At 65.9% G+C, this 20624-nt stretch carries 18 protein-coding genes, 1 pseudogene and 1 riboswitch; of the genes and pseudogenes, 7 read left to right on the forward strand and 12 right to left on the reverse strand.

Annotation, left to right across the window (positions count from 1 at the left end):
* Positions 1-146: 146 nt before the first annotated feature.
* The 5 genes from ACQR13_RS23955 to ACQR13_RS23975 all read right to left on the reverse strand — a co-directional run bounded on the left by ACQR13_RS23955 (position 147) and on the right by ACQR13_RS23975 (position 4754).
* Positions 147-1067: a polyphosphate kinase 2 family protein gene (locus ACQR13_RS23955; protein ID WP_316201761.1), complete on the reverse strand. Its 921-nt coding sequence runs from the start codon at positions 1065-1067 to the stop codon at positions 147-149.
* Complete coding sequence (locus tag ACQR13_RS23960; protein WP_315713325.1) at positions 1064-1780, reverse strand: NUDIX hydrolase; 717 nt, start codon at positions 1778-1780, stop codon at positions 1064-1066. The genes ACQR13_RS23955 and ACQR13_RS23960 overlap by 4 nt, the downstream gene beginning before the upstream one ends.
* Positions 1781-1783: 3 nt before the next feature.
* A complete protein-coding gene (locus tag ACQR13_RS23965; protein ID WP_315713327.1) occupies positions 1784-2797 on the reverse strand; it encodes an ABC transporter substrate-binding protein in 1014 nt (337 codons plus the stop codon).
* Between the two features lie 222 nt (positions 2798-3019).
* Positions 3020-3805 carry an ABC transporter permease gene (locus ACQR13_RS23970; RefSeq protein WP_315713329.1) on the reverse strand — a complete coding sequence of 262 codons (786 nt, stop codon included), beginning with the start codon at positions 3803-3805 and terminating at the stop codon, positions 3020-3022.
* A gap of 142 nt (positions 3806-3947) precedes the next feature.
* Entirely contained in the window at positions 3948-4754 is an 807-nt protein-coding gene (locus ACQR13_RS23975) for an ABC transporter ATP-binding protein (protein WP_409997663.1), read from the reverse strand.
* 141 nt (positions 4755-4895) lie between these two features.
* Here ACQR13_RS23975 and ACQR13_RS23980 point away from each other — a divergent pair, with 141 nt between their 5' ends.
* Entirely contained in the window at positions 4896-5690 is a 795-nt protein-coding gene (locus ACQR13_RS23980; protein WP_315752896.1) for an ATP-binding cassette domain-containing protein, read from the forward strand.
* Complete coding sequence (locus tag ACQR13_RS23985) at positions 5687-7243, forward strand: glycine betaine ABC transporter substrate-binding protein (RefSeq protein ID WP_315752754.1); 1557 nt, start codon at positions 5687-5689, stop codon at positions 7241-7243. The genes ACQR13_RS23980 and ACQR13_RS23985 overlap by 4 nt, the downstream gene beginning before the upstream one ends.
* 133 nt (positions 7244-7376) lie before the next feature.
* Here the strand turns inward: ACQR13_RS23985 and ACQR13_RS23990 are convergent.
* Together ACQR13_RS23990 and ACQR13_RS23995 are read right to left on the reverse strand one after the other, a co-directional pair.
* A pseudogene (locus ACQR13_RS23990) lies at positions 7377-7619 on the reverse strand (transposase); the annotation flags it as partial.
* 114 nt (positions 7620-7733) lie between these two features.
* A complete protein-coding gene (locus tag ACQR13_RS23995) occupies positions 7734-8444 on the reverse strand; it encodes a CTP synthase C-terminal region-related (seleno)protein (RefSeq protein WP_315752753.1) in 711 nt (236 codons plus the stop codon).
* A gap of 80 nt (positions 8445-8524) precedes the next feature.
* Here ACQR13_RS23995 and ACQR13_RS24000 point away from each other — a divergent pair, with 80 nt between their 5' ends.
* Complete coding sequence (locus tag ACQR13_RS24000; protein ID WP_315752752.1) at positions 8525-9403, forward strand: LysR family transcriptional regulator; 879 nt, start codon at positions 8525-8527, stop codon at positions 9401-9403.
* Positions 9404-9489: 86 nt separating this feature from the next.
* On the opposite strand, the gene ACQR13_RS24005 is transcribed toward ACQR13_RS24000, so the two are convergent.
* From ACQR13_RS24005 to ACQR13_RS24015, 3 genes are all read right to left on the reverse strand, one after another.
* On the reverse strand, positions 9490-9885 hold the full coding sequence (locus ACQR13_RS24005; RefSeq protein ID WP_315752751.1) for a rhodanese-like domain-containing protein: 396 nt from the start codon (positions 9883-9885) through the stop codon (positions 9490-9492).
* A 126-nt stretch (positions 9886-10011) separates the two neighbouring features.
* Positions 10012-11721, reverse strand: a complete 1710-nt coding sequence (locus tag ACQR13_RS24010; RefSeq protein ID WP_315713333.1) for a sulfatase-like hydrolase/transferase — start codon at positions 11719-11721, stop codon at positions 10012-10014.
* 191 nt (positions 11722-11912) lie between these two features.
* Positions 11913-12845 carry a DUF2380 domain-containing protein gene (locus tag ACQR13_RS24015; protein WP_315752750.1) on the reverse strand — a complete coding sequence of 311 codons (933 nt, stop codon included), beginning with the start codon at positions 12843-12845 and terminating at the stop codon, positions 11913-11915.
* 189 nt (positions 12846-13034) lie between these two features.
* On the opposite strand from ACQR13_RS24015, the gene ACQR13_RS24020 reads away from it, so the two are divergent.
* A complete protein-coding gene (locus tag ACQR13_RS24020; RefSeq protein ID WP_316192946.1) occupies positions 13035-14432 on the forward strand; it encodes a histidine kinase in 1398 nt (465 codons plus the stop codon).
* Entirely contained in the window at positions 14429-15070 is a 642-nt protein-coding gene (locus ACQR13_RS24025; RefSeq protein WP_315713335.1) for a response regulator transcription factor, read from the forward strand. Before ACQR13_RS24020 ends, ACQR13_RS24025 begins: the two co-directional genes overlap by 4 nt.
* A gap of 31 nt (positions 15071-15101) precedes the next feature.
* Here ACQR13_RS24025 and ACQR13_RS24030 read toward each other — a convergent pair whose 3' ends face one another.
* The gene (locus ACQR13_RS24030) at positions 15102-15404 is read right to left on the reverse strand and encodes a hypothetical protein (protein WP_315825236.1); all 303 of its coding nucleotides are present in this window, start codon (positions 15402-15404) and stop codon (positions 15102-15104) included.
* The gene (locus ACQR13_RS24035; RefSeq protein WP_316192850.1) at positions 15404-16261 is read right to left on the reverse strand and encodes an SDR family oxidoreductase; all 858 of its coding nucleotides are present in this window, start codon (positions 16259-16261) and stop codon (positions 15404-15406) included. The genes ACQR13_RS24030 and ACQR13_RS24035 overlap by 1 nt, the downstream gene beginning before the upstream one ends.
* Before the next feature lie 543 nt (positions 16262-16804).
* On the opposite strand from ACQR13_RS24035, the gene ACQR13_RS24040 reads away from it, so the two are divergent.
* Together ACQR13_RS24040 and ACQR13_RS24045 are read left to right on the forward strand one after the other, a co-directional pair.
* Positions 16805-17917: a DUF2336 domain-containing protein gene (locus ACQR13_RS24040; RefSeq protein ID WP_315752746.1), complete on the forward strand. Its 1113-nt coding sequence runs from the start codon at positions 16805-16807 to the stop codon at positions 17915-17917.
* 271 nt (positions 17918-18188) lie between these two features.
* Positions 18189-18406, forward strand: a riboswitch (cobalamin riboswitch).
* 426 nt (positions 18407-18832) lie between these two features.
* The gene (locus tag ACQR13_RS24045; protein WP_434844874.1) at positions 18833-20578 is read left to right on the forward strand and encodes a TonB-dependent receptor plug domain-containing protein; all 1746 of its coding nucleotides are present in this window, start codon (positions 18833-18835) and stop codon (positions 20576-20578) included.
* The last annotated feature ends 46 nt before the right edge of the window (positions 20579-20624 follow it).

The raw sequence follows: 20624 nt of genomic DNA on the forward strand, positions 1-20624 counted from the left end.
GGTGACAACGGCGCGCTGTTGCACGGACCTTGCTCCCTCGCAGGCGATCGGGGTTATGGATTCCGGGCTCGCGCTGCGCGCGCCCCGGAATGACGAGAGAGTGCAGGTGCACCTCGGCTTCTCGCCTCAGCCCGCGCCTTACGCCCTCACCCTTTCTTCCCGCCCTTGGCTTCGCTCTCGAGCGCCTTGCGCACCGCCTTGAACTCCTCGCGCGAGCCGGCATCGACGCGCGGGAAGTGCAGATCCAGGCTTTCCAGCGCGGCGACGATGGTCGAGCCGATGACGACACGGGCGAACCATTTGTGGTCGGCCGGAACGACGTGCCACGGCGCGTAGGGCGTCGAGGTGTGGCGCACGATGTCCTGATAGACCGCCTGGTAGCGATGCCACTTCGCGCGCTCGGTGATGTCGCCCATCGAGAACTTCCAGTTCTTCGCCGGCTCCTCCAGCCGGTCGAGGAAGCGCGCGCGCTGCTCCTCCTTGGAGATGTTGAGGAAGAACTTCAGGATCACGGTGCCGTTGCGCGACAAGTAACGCTCGAAGGCGCAGATGTCCTCGAAGCGCTCGCGCCAGATGTTCTTGGTGACCAGCCTCGGCGGCAGCTTCTCGGCCTTGAGGATCTCCGGATGCACCCGCGTGACCAGGCATTCCTCGTAGTAGGAACGGTTGAAGATGCCGATGCGGCCACGCTCGGGGAGCGCGATGGCGCTGCGCCACATGAAGTCGTGGTCCAGCTCCTTGGAGGTCGGCTGCTTGAACGAGGTGACCTCGCAGCCCTGCGGATTGACGCCCTCGAAGATGCTCTTGATCGCGCTGTCCTTGCCGGAGGCGTCCATGCCCTGCAGCAGCACCAGCACTGACCAGCGGTCCTGTGCATAGAGCCTTTCCTGAAAATCGGCGAGCCGCGTCCGATTCTGCTCGATGATCGCCTCGCCCTCCTCCTTGGCGAGGCCGCCCTTGACCTTTGTCTTGTGCGATTTGAGGTGAAACTTGTGCCCGCCATCGATCTGGAACGGCGAGATGAAACCATCGAGCTCATCGGCCAGCGTGCGCGGTTTCTTGCTCATGAGGACGGCTCTCCTGGGCTGAATTGCGTTTCGAGGAAGGCGGTCACGAAGCGCGGCATCGCCGCAGTCAGATCATTCCGGCTTCGAACCAGCCGTATCGAGCAGAGTTCCGGCTCGTCCTGAGCCGCGAGGTTGGCCTCGATGCGGCGCTGCAGAGCCTCGCCCATGTCAGAGGCGTCGAGCACGCGCATCAGCGCGATCGACGCGCCGGTCACGACACAGTCCCAATGCGCCGCGGCCTGATAGTCCGATGGCGCGAGTCCCGTCTCCTCCTCGACCTCGCGCGCGACGTTGGCGGCGAGATCGAGCACGCCGTCGCTGACGTCGGCGAGGTCCGGCGTGCCGGCGGGAAAATACAGCCGGCCGGCATTGGCGGTATGCGCGCCCATCTCGCCGAGCACGAAGGCGCCGTCGGCGGCACGCAGCGCGCCCATGCCGAAGCCGTTGAAGGCGGTGCGATCCGGAAAGCCCCAGTCGCGCCACGCCAGCAGGCTGGCGAAATCGGTCTCGAAATAGCTCGCGGTGAACCGGCTATCCGCGAAGCGCGGGTTGCGCCCGAGCAGCACGCGGCCGTTCCACAGCCCCGGCCTGGCGCGCTGGCATTCGGCGAAATGCGCCGCGATGTCGTCGCGGCGCTGTTTCGCGAACGGCCAGTCCCACGGCTCGACCTTGAGGTCGAGCGTGGTGACGCGGTGGATGACGACGTCCGTCATCCGCTATTTCGCCCCCTTCGCCTGCTCAACGAACTTGTTGGTGAAGGTCTTGCTGACGTCGACATTGGCCTTGGCGACATCGGGCGAGCCGGTGCTGAACACGGCGAGCACAGCGTCGGCGCCCTTCGGATCCATCTTGCCGGTCTGCGAGTACATCGGGATGGTGTTCTTGAGCGCCGCGAGATACAGCGCCTTGTCCTTGCCGACGAGTTCCTCCGGCATCTTCGCCATGATTTCCTCCGGCGTGTGCGAATGGATCCAGCCCAGCGTCGCCACGATGGCGTTGGTCAGCGCCTGCGTCTCCTTGTCATGGCCGGCGATCCAGGCCGCGGTCGAATACAGCGCGCCGCCGGGATACTCGCCGCCGAACACCTCCAGCGTGTCGTGCTGGGTGCGGGTATCGCTGAGGATCTTGAGGTCCGGATGCTTGCCCTGCAGCACGGTGACCGAGGGATCGAGCATGACGGCCGCATCGATCTGGCCCTGCTCCATCGCGGCCACCGCGGTGGCGCCGAGACCGACGCCGATCACCGCGGTGCCCGACGGATCGAGACCGTTCTTCTTCAGCATGTACTTCAGGAAGAAGTCGGTCGAGGAGCCCGGCGCGCTGACGCCGACCTTCTTGCCGGCGAGATCCTTGACCGAGCTGATCTCCTTGTTGTGCGACGGCGCCACCACCAGCACGAGACCGGGATAGCGGTCGTAGACGACGAAGGACTGCATCTCCTGCTTCTTGGCCGCGAGATTGACGCAGTGATCGAAATAGCCGGAGACGACGTCGGCGCTGCCGCCGAGCACGGCCTTCAGCGCATCCGAGCCGCCCTTGAGGTCGACCAGCTCGACCTCGAGCCCGGCCTTCTCGTATTCGCCGAGCTGCTTGGCCAGCACGGTCGGCAGATAGCACAGGCAGGCGCCGCCCCCGATTGCGATCGTGACCTTGGTGGCAGCGCTGGCGAGACCAGTGCTCAACGTCAGCGCCAGCAGCGCGCCGGTGACCCGGCTCAACATCTTGTTCATGTGTTTCCTCCGTTCATGTTGTCAGTCAGGTTGGGCATGTCGGCGTAGATTGAGAAGGCCGCCCAAAACTCCGCTGTCGTCCCTGCGAAAGCAGGGACCCATACCGCGTGATGTTCCGGTTGGAAAAGACTGGTCGTCCCGCGTGCCACAAACGCCGCCCTGTGGTTATGGGTCCCCGCTTTCGCGGGGACGACAGCGGCGGGTGGCGCAGCAGCCCGGCCATCATCGGCCCTCGGCGGCGTCAGGCCGCCACACCAGCAGCCGCCGCTCCACAAGCGTGACGCAGATGTCGATCAGGATGACGAATGCCGACAGCACGAACATGCCGGCGAAGACGCCGGCGACGTCGAAGATGCCTTCGGCCTGCTGGATCAGATAGCCGAGGCCGGCCGCGGAGCCGAGATATTCGCCGACGACAGCGCCGACGACGGCGAAGCCGACCGACGTGTGCAGCGACGAGAACATCCACGACAGCGCCGACGGCCAATAGACGTGGCGCATCAGTTGCCGCTCGCTCATGCCGAGCATGCGGGCGTTGTCGCGCACCACGGTCGAGACCTCCTTCACGCCCTGATAGACGTTGAAGAACACGATGAAGAACACCAAGGTCACGCCGAGCGCGACCTTGGACCAGATGCCGAGCCCCAGCCACAGCGTGAAGATCGGCGCCAGCACCACGCGCGGCAGCGCATTGGCCATCTTGACGTAGGGATCGAACACGGCGGCGACCAGCGGCTTGCGCGCGAACCAGAAGCCGACCAGCACGCCGCCGAGCGAGCCGATCGCGAACGCCAGGATCGACTCCCACAAGGTGATCGCGAGATGCTTCCAGATGGCCCCGGTGGCGAACCATTTGATCACCTGCGCGAACACGTCGACCGGGTTCGAGAAGAAGAACGGCGGAAGCCAGATGCGCCCGAACACGGGCACGCTGGCGAGCAGTTGCCACAGCGCAATCGCGACGACCGCGACCAGCAATTGCAGCGCGAGCAGACCGAGACGCGACATTACGCTACTCCGCGCCCGTGGTGACAGAGACAAAGCGCGAGCCGCGCACGCCGCTCCGCTCCCTCCCCCCTTGTGGAGGAGGGAGTGCACTGTCCAAGTGGAAACAGCGAGGCTCTCATGATCGAACGAGTCACTGCTCCCATCACACCGCCTCCGCCTGCTTGTAGGTCTTCTCGACCTCCGCCTTCAGCGTCTGCCAGATCTCGCGGTGCAGCTCGTGGAACTCGTGCTTCATGCGCACCTCGAAGATGTCGCGCGGACGCGGCAGGGTCACGCGCCAGTCGCCGATGATGCGCGAGGCCGGGCCGGCCGACATGATGACGACGCGGTCGGCGAGCGCGATCGCCTCCTCGAGATCGTGGGTCACGAACAGCACCGCCTTGCGGTCGGCATTCCAGAGATCGAGCAGCAGATTGCCCATGATCTGCCGCGTCTGCGCGTCCAGTGGCCCGAACGGCTCGTCCATCAGGATGATGCGCGGATTGCGGATCAGCACCTGGGCGAGGCCCACGCGCTTGCGCTGGCCGCCCGACAGCATGTGCGGATAGCGGTTGCCGAATGCGCCGAGGCCGACCGAGGTCAGCCATTGCTGCGCCTTGGCGGCTGCATCCTTCGACGGCGTGCCCGCGACCTCGAGCCCGATCGCGACGTTCTCCAGCGCGGTCTTCCATGGGAACAGCGCGTCGGCCTGGAACAGGTAGCCGGCGTCGCGATTGAGGCCGGCCAGAGGCTGGCCGAAGATGCGCACATGGCCGGCGGCCGGCTTCAGCAGTCCCGCCGCCACGTTGAGAAGGGTGGATTTGCCGCAACCGGTCGGCCCGACGATGGCGACGAACTCGCCATCGGCGACGCTGAGATCCGCCGTCTCGACGGCGGTGTAGGTGCGTCCGCCGGCGAGACGGAATGCCACCGTCGTTCGCTCCAGCGCGACCGCGGCGGCCGTGGGCATCGTCACGTCCAAGTTCCTCCCCCGAGAATGGCCGGGACGGCTTAGCCGCTTGCGCGGCGAAGTTCAACGCGGCGGCCGGACGTGCTAGGTCGTCTGACTGAGCCCAAGGCCAACCTTAAGGCCAACATTCCGCAAGGCCGCATGCCGCGCACGCCGTTCATCGTCTACACCAACGTCCGCAAGAGTTTCCCCGGCCCGGCAGGCGCCGTGACCGCGGTCGACGGCGTCTCGCTGGAGATCGCCGAGGGTGAGTTCCTGGCGATCGTGGGCGGCTCCGGCTCGGGCAAGACCACATTGCTGCGGCTCACCAACCGCCTGATCGAGCTGGACGGCGGCGCGATCCGGATTGCTGGCGACGATATCGCCGGCCTCGATCCTGTCAGCCTGCGTCGCCGGGTTGGCACCGTGTTCCAGAACGGGGCGCTGTTTCCGCACATGACGGTTGCCGCCAATATCGGCATCACCCCCAGGCTGCTGGGTACGCCCGCGAACGAGATCGCCGCCCGTGTCGACGAGCTGCTCGACCTCGTGCGGCTCGACCGCAAGGCGCATCGCGACCGGCTGCCGCACGAGCTCTCGGGCGGCCAGCGCCAGCGCGTCGGCGTCGCCCGCGCGCTCGCGGCGCGGCCGAAGATCGTGCTGATGGACGAGCCGTTCGGCGCGCTCGATCCGCTGACGCGTGATGCGCTCGGCAGCGACTACCGCGCCCTGCATGAGCAGTTCGCGCTGACCACGATCATGATCACGCACGACATCACCGAGGCGCTGCTGCTCGCCGACCGCATCGCGGTGATGCGCGGCGGACGCCTGATCGAGATCGGCACGCCGGCCGAGCTCGCGGCCAGCCGTGAACCCTACGTGACGGAGCTGATGACGACGCCGCGCCGACAGGCGGCGCGGCTGGCCGCGCTGCTGCCCGAAAGCGGCACAGTATGAGCGCACTGTCCGATCCACGCTTCACCGAGGCGCTGTCGCATCTCACGGATTATCTCGGCAGCCATCTGCGCGTGAGCCTCGCCGCGCTGGCGCTCGGCCTTGCCGTGAGCTTTCCGCTGGCGCTGCTCGCGCGCAATCGCCCTGCCCTGCGCAATCTGCTGCTCGGCGTCGCCAGCGTGGTGCAGACGGTGCCGGGACTGGCTCTGCTGGCGCTGTTCTATCCGCTGCTCCTGGCGCTGACGGCACTCACCTTGCGCTGGTTCGGGCTCTCGTTCTCGGCCTTCGGCTTCCTGCCGGCCATGCTGGCGCTGGCGCTGTATTCGATGCTGCCGGTGCTGCGCAATACCATCACCGGGCTGAACGGCGTCGACGCAAGCCTGATCGAGGCCGCCAAAGGCGTCGGGATGACCGAGCGCCAGGCGCTGACGATGGTGGAGCTGCCGCTGGCGCTGCCGGTGATCATGGCCGGCATCCGCACCGCTGCGGTGTGGGTGATCGGCACCGCGACCTTGTCGACGCCGATCGGCCAGACCTCGCTCGGCAACTACATCTTTGCAGGTTTGCAGACCCAGAATTGGGTGCTGGTCGTGTTCGGCTGCATTGCCGCCGCCGTACTGGCGCTTGCCATCGATCAGTTGCTGGCACTGATCGAGGATGGCCTGCGCAGGCGCAGCCGTGCCCGTGTCGGGCTTGGCACCGCAACCATCGCGCTCATGGTCGGCGCGAGTCTCCTGCCCTCGCTGGCCGGCGGCTCGGCACGCTACGTGATCGGCGCCAAGACGTTTACCGAGCAATATGTGCTGTCGGCCTTGATCAGCGAGCGGCTGCAGGCAGCCGGTCTCTCGGCGACGACACGTGCCGGGCTTGGCTCCAGCGTGATCTATGAGGCACTGAAGAACGGCGACATCGACGCCTACGTCGATTACTCCGGCACGCTGTGGACCAACCAGTTCCACCACAAGGAGCAGTTGCCGCGCGCCGCGCTGCTCGATGCACTGAAGCAGGATCTCGCCAAGGAGAAGGTCACCCTGCTCGGCGAGCTCGGCTTCGAGAATGCCTACGCGCTGGTGATGCCGCGCAAGACGGCCGAGGCGCTCGGCATCCGCTCGATCGCCGACCTCGCGCGCCACGCCAGCGAGATGTCGATCGCCGGCGACTACGAGTTCTTCTCGCGCCCGGAATGGGCGGCCCTGCGCGACGCCTATGGCCTCGCCTTCCGCGCCCAGCGCCAGATGCAGCCCGACTTCATGTATGCCGCGGCCGCCTCCGGCGAGGTCGACGTCATCGCCGGCTACACCAGCGACGGCCTGATTGCGAAATATGATCTCGTCGTGCTCGACGATCCCAAGCAGGCGATCCCGCCTTACGACGCGATCCTGCTGCTGTCGCCGAAGCGAGCCGAGGACCGCGCGTTGCAGGATGCGTTACGACCGCTGCTCGGCCGCATCGACATCGCGACCATGCAGCAGGCCAATCTGCGCGCCTCCGGCAGTGACGCGGAGTCCTCGCCGCAGGCGGTGGCGCGCTGGCTGTGGAGCAAGATGTCGAAGTAAGCCCCACAGTCTCGCCGCGTCATTGTGAGCGCAGCGAAGCAATCCAGGGCGTCACGAGGACTCTGGATTGCTTCGGCTCGCTCGCAATGACGGTGGTGGTTGGCGCAACCTCCACACGCATTAGGGTCGGGACTCATTGATCGAGCCAGAAGATAACAGTTGCCGCGATACAGATGGCGCTGAAGAATGTGTGAGCGCAGCGGTCGTAACGCATGGAGAGACGTCGCCAGTCCTTAAGTCCGGCGAACATATTCTCGACCTTGTGACGCTGCCGATACAGGGATTTGCAATATGTTAGGGGCGATCTGCGCCCAGCCCGCGACGGAATGCAAGGCTCTATTCCTCGCTTAGCGAGAGCCGCTCGGAAGGCATCGCTGTCATAGCCCCTTGTCGGCGATCAGAGTCTCAGCCTCTGGCAAGAGAGGAGAGACCAGAGCCGCACCTTACGATATTGCGTCGAACGGATTGCCGACATCGCGAGAACCGCACCTCATCGGTTAGATTCCATCGCAGCCCTCATAAACTCCAGGATCACCGGGTGAGGCTGGGTGATGCTCGAAGTCAGCTGAGGTACATAGAGAGTAGCAATGAAGAAGCGATGCGCGGGGATAGTCAGAATCCTCGCTTCGCCGGATGCGTCCGTGCCAATGATTCTCAATCCTGCGTCATGTAGCTTCTGCTGATGCTCCGGGTTCAGTCCGAAATTGCAGTAGTACTGCTCGCGTGGATTCTTCCCCCCGTAGATCGCATCTGCGAGGCTGCCCGGCTCGATTTTGACTTCCATCGTCTGCCCCACGAGCGAGCACGATAATGGTGTGATGAAGAGGTTGGAGGCGTAGGGATCATATTCGGCGTGCGCGGCGTCTTCGAAGCCCATGACATTGCGACTGTATTCGATCACAACGTGCTGGCAGCCCCCGCAAGTCCCCAAGAGCGGAACGCCGCTCTCGCGCGCGTAACGAATTGCATTGATGGCTCCGAGAAGGCTCTTGTATGGGCTCCCGGGAACAATCCAGATCGCATCAAAACGCCGAAGCTGTTCGGCTGCCCCGGCCTCCAGCTGGACGGTTGAGATCCATTCCGCCGTAATTCGTCCCTCCAGCGTCAGCCGAGCATGCTCAATCGCATCGTTGGTTGCGGTGTGAGGCAGGAAGGAAGGGGTGAATTCGCCAACAAGCGCAATCGCTATGGCGTCGGACATGATCGCTCTCCGGCTGTAGTTCCGCCTTGTAAGAGCATGCCGGTCATGTATAAGTAAAATTACTTCGACAGCGGCTGCATATGACAATTACTAATATATCTCTCGCTCACCTTCGGGTGCTCAGCAGCGTCGTGGATTGCGGCACCTTCTCGGCTGCAGCCACAGAGATCGGCCTCACCCAGTCAGGGGTCAGCCAAAGCATCAAGCATTTAGAGGCGGTATTGGGCGGGCAGCTGCTTATAAGGCATCGTGACGGAATCAGAATCACCGAACTTGGTCGGGCAGTGCTCGCCGACGCCCGGGCTGCACTTCAAGCCGTCGAACGCATTCGACAAACCTGCAGCGCGGTCAATGGATTGCTCGCGGGGCATATACGCATCGGCAGTGTATCGAGCGTTGCAGCGCGGCTTCTGCCGGCCCGACTCGCGGAGTTCAAAAGGATGTACCCACGCATCACGGTCAGTCTGATCGAGGGGACCGATGCGGAAGTTTGCGAATGGGTTGAGAAAGACATCATTGATCTCGGCCTGACGGGAGAGACGACGCCGGCGGTGCAGCCCATCGTCATCATGGAGGATGAATTTGTTCTCGTCGTCGCATCAGACCATCGTCTTGCCAGCCGGCGGCAAATTAGCCTGACAGATGCGGCCGACGAGCCATTTTTGATGTCCGCGTCCGGCTGCGAGCCCGCCATTCGTCAAATATTCGATCAAGCTAAGATCAATCCGCCGATTGTGCTGCGGGTGCGAGATGCCGAAGCTCTCGTAAACATGGTCAGCCAAGATATCGGCATAACCATCATGCCACAGCTCGCCATTCCCGCCGATAGCAGGGCCATTGCACAGATTTCCATTAAACCGCGTCGTAGGCGTCAAGTCTTTGCGATCACGAGAAGTGGCGCTCCCAAAGTGCCGGCGGCAGAGAGATTGAACGCCATGCTTTCGAATACGAAAGGTTGAAGCCGGCCATCTCCCTGTGGGATTGAGCCGCTCGCCCGAGCGTTCTGTCGGTTAAATGGGTCCTGACCCTAGTGAGCAGTTTACGCTCACATCCCCGGCTCGATCGGCTTCTCCACCGCGCCGCCATTGTCGGCCCAATCCTTGAAGCCGCCCACGTTGAACACCTTGTCGTAGCCGAGGTCTTTCAGCGCCTTGCCCGCCAGCGCGGCACGGCCGCCGGAGGCGCAGTACAGAATGACGCTCTTGTCCTTGCTGAAATTCTTGTCGTGATAGGGCGAGTCCGGATCGGCGCGAAATTCGACCATGCCGCGCGAGACGTGGTGCGCGCCTTCGATCTTGCCGCTCTTCTCGACCTCCGGCGCATCGCGCACGTCGAGGACGAGCGTGTTGCCTTTGGCGATCATCGCCTGCGCCTCGGCCGGCGTGATCTTGGGGACCACCGCGTTGGCGGCGGCCATCAGTTCTTTGACGGATGTGGACATGTCGAACCTCTCGCTTACACGGAGCGCACGGGGTAGCCCAACGCGGCCGTCCCGACAATCCTCCCATGGAATGACGGATCGATCGCAATCCCGTGAAGCCACCGACCCGTCGCGGGCGGTGAGAGTCTAGAGCCCCCGGATCAGCTCGGCGTCGATCAGCATGCGGTTGAACCGGCGCGCCTCGGCGCCGTCGCCGCAGGCGTAGAACACGCCCTTGCAGCGGAGCATGATGTCCTTCTGCTCGGCGAAGGACGGATCGAGCGGAATGCCGGCCGCCTCCAAGGTGACCAGCGGCAGATAGGCGGCGTCGATCCGGTCCATCACGACCGCGCTCTGGCGCGGCTCGAAGTTGACGGCATCGACGGCGTAATAGGTCTGATAATAGCGCGGATCGTAGCTTTCGAGCTTCTCGCCGATGCCGGCCTCGTCGAGCTTGGGATCGAGAATGTGCGGCGAGAACTCCGGCTGGTGATCGCCGTAGCGCACGATCAGGAACGGCTGGTCGCCGAAGCGCTTCTTCAGGCTGGCGAGGAAGCGCTGATAGTCCGTCGCGCTCATCGCCTGGCGGCGCAGATACTCATCGATCGAAGGCAGATTGCCCGGCGCTCGCCAGGACGGCGTCAGGTCGGGCCGGAACGTCGTCTCCCACGGGAAATGGTTGGCGGCGAGATAGACGAACATGAACAGCGGCTTTCCGCGCGGCCGGTGCTGCATCAGATCGAGCGCGGCATCGTAGAAGAAGCCGTCGGGCTCGACGCCCTTGGCGCCGAGATCGCGCGCGTCGAGGAAGCGGTCGACGCCCACCGTGGTCTGGAAGCTGCGCGCGCTCATGAAGGCGCCCTGCGCGGGATAGAGCGACACCGTGTCGTAGCCGCAATTGCGCAGCGCCAGCGGCAGGCCGCGCTCGACCCGGCCGGACGCGATCCGCGTCACGAAATAGGCGAAGCGGCCGAACGAGCGCGACGACAGGCCGGCGAGTACGTTGTACTCGGTGAACCAGCTCGGTCCGCCATTGCTCTCGGCCATGAACTGCCGCGCCTTGCCGTCGAACGACTTGAAATGGCTGCCATAGCCCGCTGGTACCTTGATGCCTGGCGCCGAGCGGATGTCGAAGCTGGATTCGTCGTGGATCAGCACGATGTTCGGCCGGCGCGCGGCCGGATGACAGGAATCCGGGACGAAGGCAGCCAGACTTCGATCAGCCGTGCCGTCGGATTCCATGAAGCCGTTGGCGAGAAAGTCCGACACCGCCGTGACGCCGGAGCGGGCGAATTTCGACAGATAGCCATCGTCATAATAGCCGCGCCAGGCCTCGTCGCGCCAGTTGAGCGAATACAGCGTGAGCGCCGCGAGGCAGGCGAGCTTGCCGGCGAGCGCCGGCAGCCGCGCGATCCGGAACGGATCCGCCCACCACAACAGCCCCATCAGCGGCAGCACGACGGCGGCCGCCACCAGCACCGACAGCTTCAGGTTCGGGAAGATCGTGAACAGGAACGCCGCGCTGTCGTGGTCGATCAGCATCACGTCGACGAAGTTCGCCGTCATCTGGACCACGGCGTGCTTGAGCTGCGACAGCAGCACCAGCACCACGACCATGGTCAGCGCCAACGCGCCGGACACCGCGGGCCGCCGCAGCAGCACCAGCCAGAAGCAGTTCAGGATGCCCCAGGCCAGCACGAAGCCGAGCCGCGAGCCGAAATCGGTCTCGGTGTGCAGCATCAGGGCCAGCGCCGCGACATGCGGCGCGGCGACGGCGGACAGCCGGACCGCCGCGGAGCGCGTTGCGCTCGCCGCGGCGAGCGTGGTGATCGGTTGGTCGTTCGGGGTCAGTGACATCAGGCGATCGAAAGCAGGCGCCCTTCGTCGGCGCATGCCGACAGATCAAGGAAGGCTATCCTGTCATCCGACCGTAATGAAATCGTCACAAATCACAACAGCCCGGATTTGCACGGAGGGCGACGTGTCGTCTCGCGCCGCGACGAGAGGTGGCATCACTGCCGTCCTCGCGTACCGATCCTCGCCCTTTTTCAATTCTGGGGGCCGGTCTCGAGCAGCCGCTCGCGCACCAGACGCACCGCGCCGCGGCTCCAGGAATAATTGGCGCCGAGGCGCAATCCGCTGTCACCGGCGACGACGAGCGTCCCACTGTCGGCCTGGCGGACACGAAAGCCGATGATGTATTCGGTGCGGCCGATCCGTCTCACGATGCCGAGCAGCGATTGCTGGGCGCCGAGCGCGCGGGCCGCCCGCGCCTCGCAATCGTCGCACTCACGCACCGGCTGCCCCGGCTTGATCTCGCCGGCCGCATCCACCAGGCGATAGCGCCCGGACTGTGCCAGCAGCTGCCGCACCGCGTCGGTCGTCTCCTGCAGCCCCTTCTGGTCGGATTCGGTCTCGCCGAGCGCGGCGCCCGCGCTGGTGTCGTCGAGCTCGAACGGCAGCAGCGCCAGCCGGATCGGCTCCGGCGGCGCCAGTGCGTCACGGACCTGGCGCGAGACGAACATCTCGGCGCGCTGCCAAGCCTCGTCACTGTCGCCGCGGAAGGTGAAGATCTTGTCGAACAGGACCCGATGGGAGGCGACGTCGATGGCCGATGCGCGCGCCCACTGCACCAGGGTGGAGAGCTTCTGGACTCCGCCAGTGATCACGACGGTGGCGCCGGCCGCGGCCGCCATCTGCAGCCGGGCCTCCGGGGACGCATCGGTCGGACAGGACGGTGCGCAGGACGGGCTGACCGGCCGCAGCCGCGCGTCGGCGGCGACATCGCGGCGGAGCGCGGCGATGAACGCATCCAGCCGCCGCTGATGCGCGGCGGTCTGATCGACCGGCTCGCCGGACGTGTCGAGATAGCTGAAATCGTCGACCAGCACGGCCGGGACATCGGCGGAGGCGGCGCGGACCGGGCCGGCCGCGAAGGCAAGCGCGAGAACGAGACAACGGACGACGCGACGGTTCGACATGGGATCCCCCTGCAACGATGTCTGGCGGTCGGAAGCTAGACGCCGCCGTGCCATCGCCGCAGCGGCCACGGTCCCGGCGCGGCACGGGAAAAATTCACGACCGCACCGTCCACCGGGCCGCGGCGCTTTTGGCCCGGACGGTTCTGCCGTTAAATGCCGGCCGGCTGGGCTGTCATGGACACACCGAAGATGTGGACCCGCTACGACCTCAAATACCGCCTGACCCTGCGCATCTCGGTGGTCTCGGCGCTGTGCTTCGCGGCGATCTGCGCCTATGTGCTGTTCGACATCGACCGCTCGGTGCATGTGCGCAATGAGCGGATCGCCGAGATCACGGCCCGGACGCTGCAATTGCAGCAAAGCAAGATGCATTGGGTCGCCAGTCCGCCGGCCGGCTTTCCCGACCTCGATGCGGTCGCGGCGGCGGCGATGCGACCGGGCCTGTGCATCGCCTATCGCGGCGTCGACGGCGTGATCGTGCAGCGCATCTGCGGCGGCGCCGAGGCGCAGACGGACGATCCGCCCCGCGCCTTCGCGATGCTGTATCGGCGGCTGTTCGATCCGGGCCGCGAAGCGGCACGGCCGGTCAGGTTTCGCGACGAAACGACGGGCGATGCCGTCGTCTGGATCGACGCCGGCGTCATGACCGCGGACGCCTGGCGCGAGCTCAGCCGGCTGCTGCCGGTGCTCGGGACGGCGCTGGTGCTGCTGTGCGCGCTGGCCTACGCCGCGCTGGCCCGCGCGCTGCGCCCCACCCGGCTGATCCGCGCCGGGCTGGAGCGGATCGCCGCCAACGATCTGTCGGCGCGGCTGCCGCCGTTCGACCTCGCCGAGCTCTCGGCGATCCGCGCTGCCTTCAACCAGCTCGCCGAGGGGCTGGAGACGGCGCTGGCCCAGCGCGGCGAATTGACCCGGCGCCTGATCGCCTTGGAGGACGACGAGCGCCGCCACCTGGCGCGCGAGCTGCATGACGAATTCGGCCAGTCGCTGGCGGCGATCCGGGCGCTCGCGGCATCGATCCGTCACAGCGCGGCGCAGGATTGCCCCGCTCTGGTCGGCGAATGCGACGGCATCGCGCGCACCGCGAGCGACATGATGGAGCAATTGCGCGGCGCGCTGATGCGGCTGCGCCCGCCGGACGTCGACGAGCTCGGCCTCGCCGGCAGCCTGGAGGGCCTCGTCGCCGGCTGGAACAGGCGCCAGCACGGCCGCACCGTTTTCGAGATCAACCTGTCGGGCGACGTCGACCGACTGCCGGGCATCATCGCCACCAATATCTACCGCATCGCGCAGGAGGCGCTCACCAATGCCGTCAAACACGCCGACGCGACGCGGGTGCGGTTGCAGTTGACGCTTCAGGAGGGGCCGGTCAGCGCGACCCTGCTCACCGTCGAAGACGACGGTCTTCTCGGCGAAGCTCCCGACAAGCCGGGCATGGGCCTGCTCGGCATGGGCGAGCGCGTCGCCTCCATGGGAGGCCAGATGAGCTTCGCCGCCACCTCCGGCGGCGCGCGCCTCCACGTCGAGATTCCGGTCCCGGCCCTCTCGCCTGCGCCGACCCAGCCGGAAACGGCATGTGCGGCATGACGACCCCCGCCGGCACCATCCTGCTGGTCGACGACCATGCCGTGGTCCGCGAGGGCTACAGGTCGATGCTGCAGAAGCAGCCGGGGCTGCGCGTGGTCGCCGAAGCCGCCGATGGCGCCGAAGCCTACCGGCTGTTCAAGGAGGTCAGGCCCGATCTCGTCATCATGGACCTGACCATGCCGGGCGTCGGCGGCATCGAGGGCATCCGCCGCATCCGGCAATGGGATCGCGGCGCGCGCATCCTCGTCTTCACCATGCATGAGAATGCCGGCTTCGCGGTGCAGGCGATCCGCGCCGGCGCCCGCGGCTATGTCACCAAGAGCAGCCCGCCGGAGACGCTCGTGCGCGCCGTCATGGACGTGCTCGCAGGCCGCATCGCGATCAGCCCCGACATCGATCACGAGCTCGCGCTCAGCCGCCTCGCCGGCGAGCGCGCGGCCGCCGACGTCCTGTCCGCGCGCGAGTTCGAGGTGATGCAGATGCTGCTCGCCGAACGCACCACCGACGAGATCGCGTCAGCGTTGCATCTCAGCCCGAAGACGGTCGCCAACCTGCACTCGCTGATCAAGGACAAGCTCGGCGTGGCCAGCGACATCGAGCTGGTGCGGCTGGCGCTGCGGCAGGGCCTGCTGACCTGAGCCCGCAGGGCTTACATCCCCGCAAGGATTGTCAGGAGTCGCCAGCGTTGCCCTGCGGCGTCGCTGCCGCTTCCGGCGCCGTGACCGGATCGTCGATCAGGTGAAACGCGCGCCCGAGCCGGCGCTGCACGCTCATCACGGCGCGGTCGACGTCGCTGATCAGGCTGTCGCCGAGAACGACGTGCGGGATCTCCCAGTTGCGGCCGCTGCGCACGTCGAGCGCATGAACGGCCGGCACACGTGCCGTCTCGCAGCCCGGCTGCGCGCGAAGTTCCTCCTCGACCAGGCGGGTCAGCTCCGCCTGGGTCTTGCCGATGGTCGTCATCGCCGGCATCAGGGCCTGATCGCGGGCATCAGGCCGAGCCGCTTGGCGATGATGCGATCGACGGTCCGTTTCGGAAGCACCCGCACGATCCATTGCCTCATGGCATCGGGCGCGATCTCGTAGCGCACCTTGGGCGCCGGCAAGGTCAAGGCGTCGGCCACCCGCGCGGCGATGGTCTCGGCCGGCAGCCCGGACTGGCCGAGATGCAGCATGAAGGCGCGGATCTTCTGCAGCGCCGGGAAGAACGGCGAGGCCTGATACGGCGACAGGTCGACTTCGTCGGCCTTGGCCCAGATCGGCGTCTTCACCGCGCCCGGCGCGATGACGATGACGTCGATCCCGAACAGCATCAGCTCACGGCGCAGGCTCTCGGACAGCCCTTCGACCGCATGCTTGGAGGTCGAATAGGGCGCCATCAGCGGGTTGCCGTTGCGGCCCGCGACTGAGCTGATCATCACGATCCGGCCGCGCTCTCCCGTCATGGCTGGATCGGCCCCGAGCAGCGGCGCGAACGCCTGGGTCGCGATGACCGGGCCGATGACGTTGACCTCCATCTGATGGCGGAACTGCGCGATCGGCAGCTCCGTCACGGGACCGGCGACGGCGATGCCGGCATTGTTGACGAGACCGGCGAGCGTCTCGCCCTTGAGCGCCGCTCGCACCTCGCCGGCGGCCGCCTTCACCGCCGCCTCGTCGGTCACGTCGAACAGCAGCGGCATGAAGTTGGCGCCGAGCTCGCCGCGCAGACGGTCTGCGTCGGCCTGCTTGCGAACGCTGCCGAACACGCGAAAGCCGCGCGCGAGCAGGAGCTTCGAACAGGCGAACCCGATGCCGGTGGATGCGCCGGTGATGACGACGGATTTCATGGTGACCTCAACGATTTGCGCGGCGATTATCGCACGAGATGCGGCAGGATGCTGGCGCTGATTTTTCGCGCGAGGTCATCGCCCCGCCGAACCTGCCCCGGAACATCGGGTGACGCCACGCATCGCACGGCGCGTCGGCAAAATGGCCGCGGCAAGAATGGGATTTAAGTTTCAAGGCTTGGGAGGATGACAGCTGACGTGAGATCGAGGGCAGCGAGCAAGTTGGATGAAGGAAGGTTTGTGACCTTATGAGATCATTAACCTTTCCGCTTCGCTGGCCTGTCGTCGCCGCGTCTGCGGGGAGGTGTTCGCACCTCATTCCATCGCCTGTCCGGCGAATCTCCGGAAGACCGGGCTCCAGCCCGTCATCCCCCCTATATGTATCGTCTTAATTTTCCGTATCCGTGTTTCTCCGGAGTACTACGCCTTCGGCCCCTAACGCATTGTTATCGCCCGTGCCGAAAACTGCTCCGGCCGAAAGCCTTGCAGCGGATCACAATCGCGTTGCTGTCGCTCCGGCAATCCGGACAAACGAGCGCGATCGTGTCACAGCCAGAACAGCTTCCGCCTTCAGAAGACTCCATCATCACCGAACTCGAAGAGGCCGTCCGCAGCGGCACCTCGGCGAAGCGCGTCAACACGCTGCGCCAAGTCACCAACCTGTTCCTGCATGACGGCGAACGCCTCAGCGAGGATCAGATCAAGGTATTCGACAACGTGCTGTGCATGCTGGTCTCGCGGGTCGAGACCCGCGCGCGAGCCGAGCTCAGCAAGCATCTCGCGCCGGTCGACTACGCGCCCGTCGAATTGATCCAGCAGCTCGCCCGCGACGACGAGATCTCGGTGGCCGAGAACGTGCTGATGCACTCGAGCCGGCTCACCGAGCATACGCTGGTGGAGGTCGCGGCGACCAAGGGCCAGGATCACCTGATGGCGATCTCCAGCCGTCCGCATCTGACCGAGGCGGTGACCGACATCATCGTCGACCGCGGCGAGCGCCGGGTGATCCGCAAGCTCGCCAACAACCAGACCGCGCGCTTCTCCGAGTCCGGCTATTCCGGGATGATGGCGCATGCCGAGGACGACGACGAATTGTCCGAGATCATCGGGCTGCGCGTCGACCTGCCCACCAAGCACCTGCGCGACCTCCTGCGCCGCGCGACCGAAGCCGTGCGCGCCAGGCTGATGGCCTCGGCGCCGCCGGCGTTGCAACAGGAGATCAAGAAGATCCTCAAGGCGATCGCCGACGTTGCGCGCAGCGACGGCGGCCTGGTCGGGCGCGACTTCACGCTGGCCGAAGAGGCCGTCAAGCGCATGAAGGGGCTGAACGAGCTCAACGATGCCGCCATCGCCTTCTTCGCCGAAACCCGCCGCTTCGGCGAGGTTTCCGCCGCACTCGGCCTGCTCAACAACGTCCCGACCGAGATGATGGCCAAGGTGCTCGAAGGCCCGCGCACCGACATCGTGCTGATCCCTTGCCGTGCCGCCGGGCTGGCCTGGTCGGTGGTGGCGAAAATCCTGACCCACCGGCCGATCAAGCACGCCATCGACAGCGACACGCTCAAGCTCGCGGAACGCGACTACGGCCGCCTGTCGCTCGACACCGCCCAGCGCACGCTGCGATTCTGGATGGTGCACAACAAGGTCGAGAAGTGAGCGGGTGCTCACAAGGCGCAATCCTCATCAGCAACGACTCGCACTCCGCTGTCGTCCCTGCGAACGCAGGGACCCATACCGCGTGATGTGAATTGGCGGAAAATGTCTTGATCGTCGTCCTTCGCCACACGACCGCCGGTGGCTATGGGTCCCTGCGTTCGCACGGACGACAGCTATGGTTGTCGCAGGCGGCCGGGCATCACCGAGCCGACCGGCCAGCGTTATCGCCAGGAGATCGCCGGGCGCCGGATTGACTTTGGTGCGTCCGCACTCCTACGGTGATCGCGACGGTGCCCCTCGACCGGGGCTCAAAAGGGAATGCGGTGCCGGATGCGTCTCGCAAGGGACGTGACCGAAGGCCGCAGCTGCCCCCGCAACTGTAAGCGGCGAATCTCGCGTCAAAGGCCACTGGGAAATCTCGGTCCCGGGAAGGCGACGTGGAGGTGACGACCCGCGAGCCAGGAGACCTGCCGTCAGCCGTGGTCACACGCGAGGATGCCGGTCGGGGCGTTATTGGCATCGTTTTCAGGCCGGCCTGCAAAGGGCTGCATGAGACCTCGTTCGCGGTGACGTGCCACTGACGTCATGCCGAGGTTCCTCGTGTCCCCCGTTCCCCATGCCAGGCGCAGTCGCGCCCTTCTGTCGTCGTTCTGCGTCCTCTCGTCATTCGCCCTGCTCGGCCCCTCGCCCACAGCAGCGCAGCAATCCGCCTCCCCCGACCTTCTGCCCCCGGTTGAGGTCGACCCGCCGCGCGAGCCGATCGCTCAAAAACCAGCCATCCCCCGCAGAACCGGCAACGCCCCGCGTCAGCAGGTGCCGGCGGCAAAGCCGGCCGCGCCAGCCGGAATCCCCGTCGCCGTCAGCCCGACCGGCGTCGTCACGCCAGTGGCCCACGTCGCGAATGCGATCACCGTGGTGACCGACACGGACATCGCCGCGCAGCAGGCCCGCACCGTGCCGGACATCCTGAGCACGATCCCCGGATTGAACGTGGTGCAGGCCGGCGGCCCGGGCGGCCAGACCAACGTCTTCATGCGCGGCACCAACGCCAATCACACCAAGCTCTTCATCGACGGCATCGACGTCGGCGATGTCACCAACGGCAATGGCGCGTTCGATTTCGCGCATCTGCTCGCCGCCGACATCCAGCAGTTCGAGGTGCTGCGCGGGCCGCAGAGCGGGCTCTACGGCTCGGATGCGATCGGCGGGGTGATCTCGGTGATCACGCGCAAGGGCGAGGGCCCGGCGCGCGCGACCGCCTCGGTCGAGAGCGGCTCGTTCAAGACCTTCAACCAGTCAGCCGGCGTCAGCGGCTCACAAAACAATGTCAACTACGCGATCAATGTCGCGCATCTGCACGCCGGCGACGTTCCGGTGACCCCGTGGCAGCTGCTGCCTGCGGGGCAGAAGGCCATCGGCAATGCCTACGACAACGTCACCGCCTCGGCCAAGCTGGGCGTCGACCTCAACGAGGCCTGGACGCTGAACTCGGTGGTTCGATACACCGACGCGACGCTGCTGTTCACCGGCGACAGCGGCTTTCCGAGCTTTCCCGACGCGGCCCAGAGCAACCACGCCGTCCACCAGCTTGCGACACGCCAGGAAGCCGTGTGGTCGCTGCTCGGCGGCCGCATCCGGAACTACTTCGGCGTCAACTATGTGAACGACCGGTCGTCCGACCTGACGGCTGGCAATCCGGTGGCAGCGGTCGCGACCGGCGAGCGCATCAAGTATGACTGGCACGCGGTGACCGAGCTCGCGCCGCATAACAATCTCGTCGTCGGCGCGGAGCAGCAGACCGAGCGGCTGAAGACCGCCGACCTCTCAGCCGAGAATGGCAACAAGGCCGGCTTCGTCGAGCTGCAGACCGAGTTCGCGAAGCGCTGGTTCGCGGTGGCGAGCCTGCGCAACGACGTCAACGACCAGTTCGGCGGCCATGGCACCTACCGGATCGCGCCGGCGGTGATCCTGCCGGTGACCGAGACCAAGCTGAAGGCGAGCTACGGCACCGGCTTCAAGGCACCGACCCTGAGCCAGTTGCACCAGGATTTTCCGGCGTTCAACTTCTTCGCCAATCCCAACCTCCGGCCGGAGCAGAGCACCGGCTACGACGCCGGCTTCGAGCAGCCGCTGTTCGACGATCGTCTCCGCTTCGGCGCGACCTACTTCCACAACAGCATCACCGACTTGATCAATTTCAACGCGACCTTCACCTCCTACGCCAATGTCGGCCTCGCGACCACCGAAGGCACCGAGAGCTTCGTGACCGCTGATCTCACCGACCGGATCTCGCTGCGTGCGGACTACACGTTCACCCGCGCGGTCGATGCGGCCACCGGCCTGCAGCTGTTGCGGCGGCCGAAGGAGAAATGGAGCGCCACCGCGACATGGGCGCCGATCGATGCGCTGACGCTGTCAGCGACGCTGCTGCACATCGGCGACTGGCTCGACGTCAGCCGCGACGGCATGACCACCGGCCTCGTCGCGCCCGGCTATACGGTCGTCAACCTGCGCAGCGACTACGCGCTGTCCGATCAGGTCAAGCTGTTCGGCCGGATCGACAACCTCTTCAACCATCACTACCAGAACCCGACCGGATTCCTCGCGCCGGGCTTCGGCGTGTTCGGCGGCATCCGGGTGGCGAGCTTCGGCGTGCAGTGACGCCGCCGACCAACCTCCCGGCGGCTGACAGAAGCTGCCGAAATGG

The sequence above is a fragment of the Bradyrhizobium sp. HKCCYLRH3059 genome (assembly GCF_051168035.1).
GTDB lineage: Bacteria > Pseudomonadota > Alphaproteobacteria > Rhizobiales > Xanthobacteraceae > Bradyrhizobium.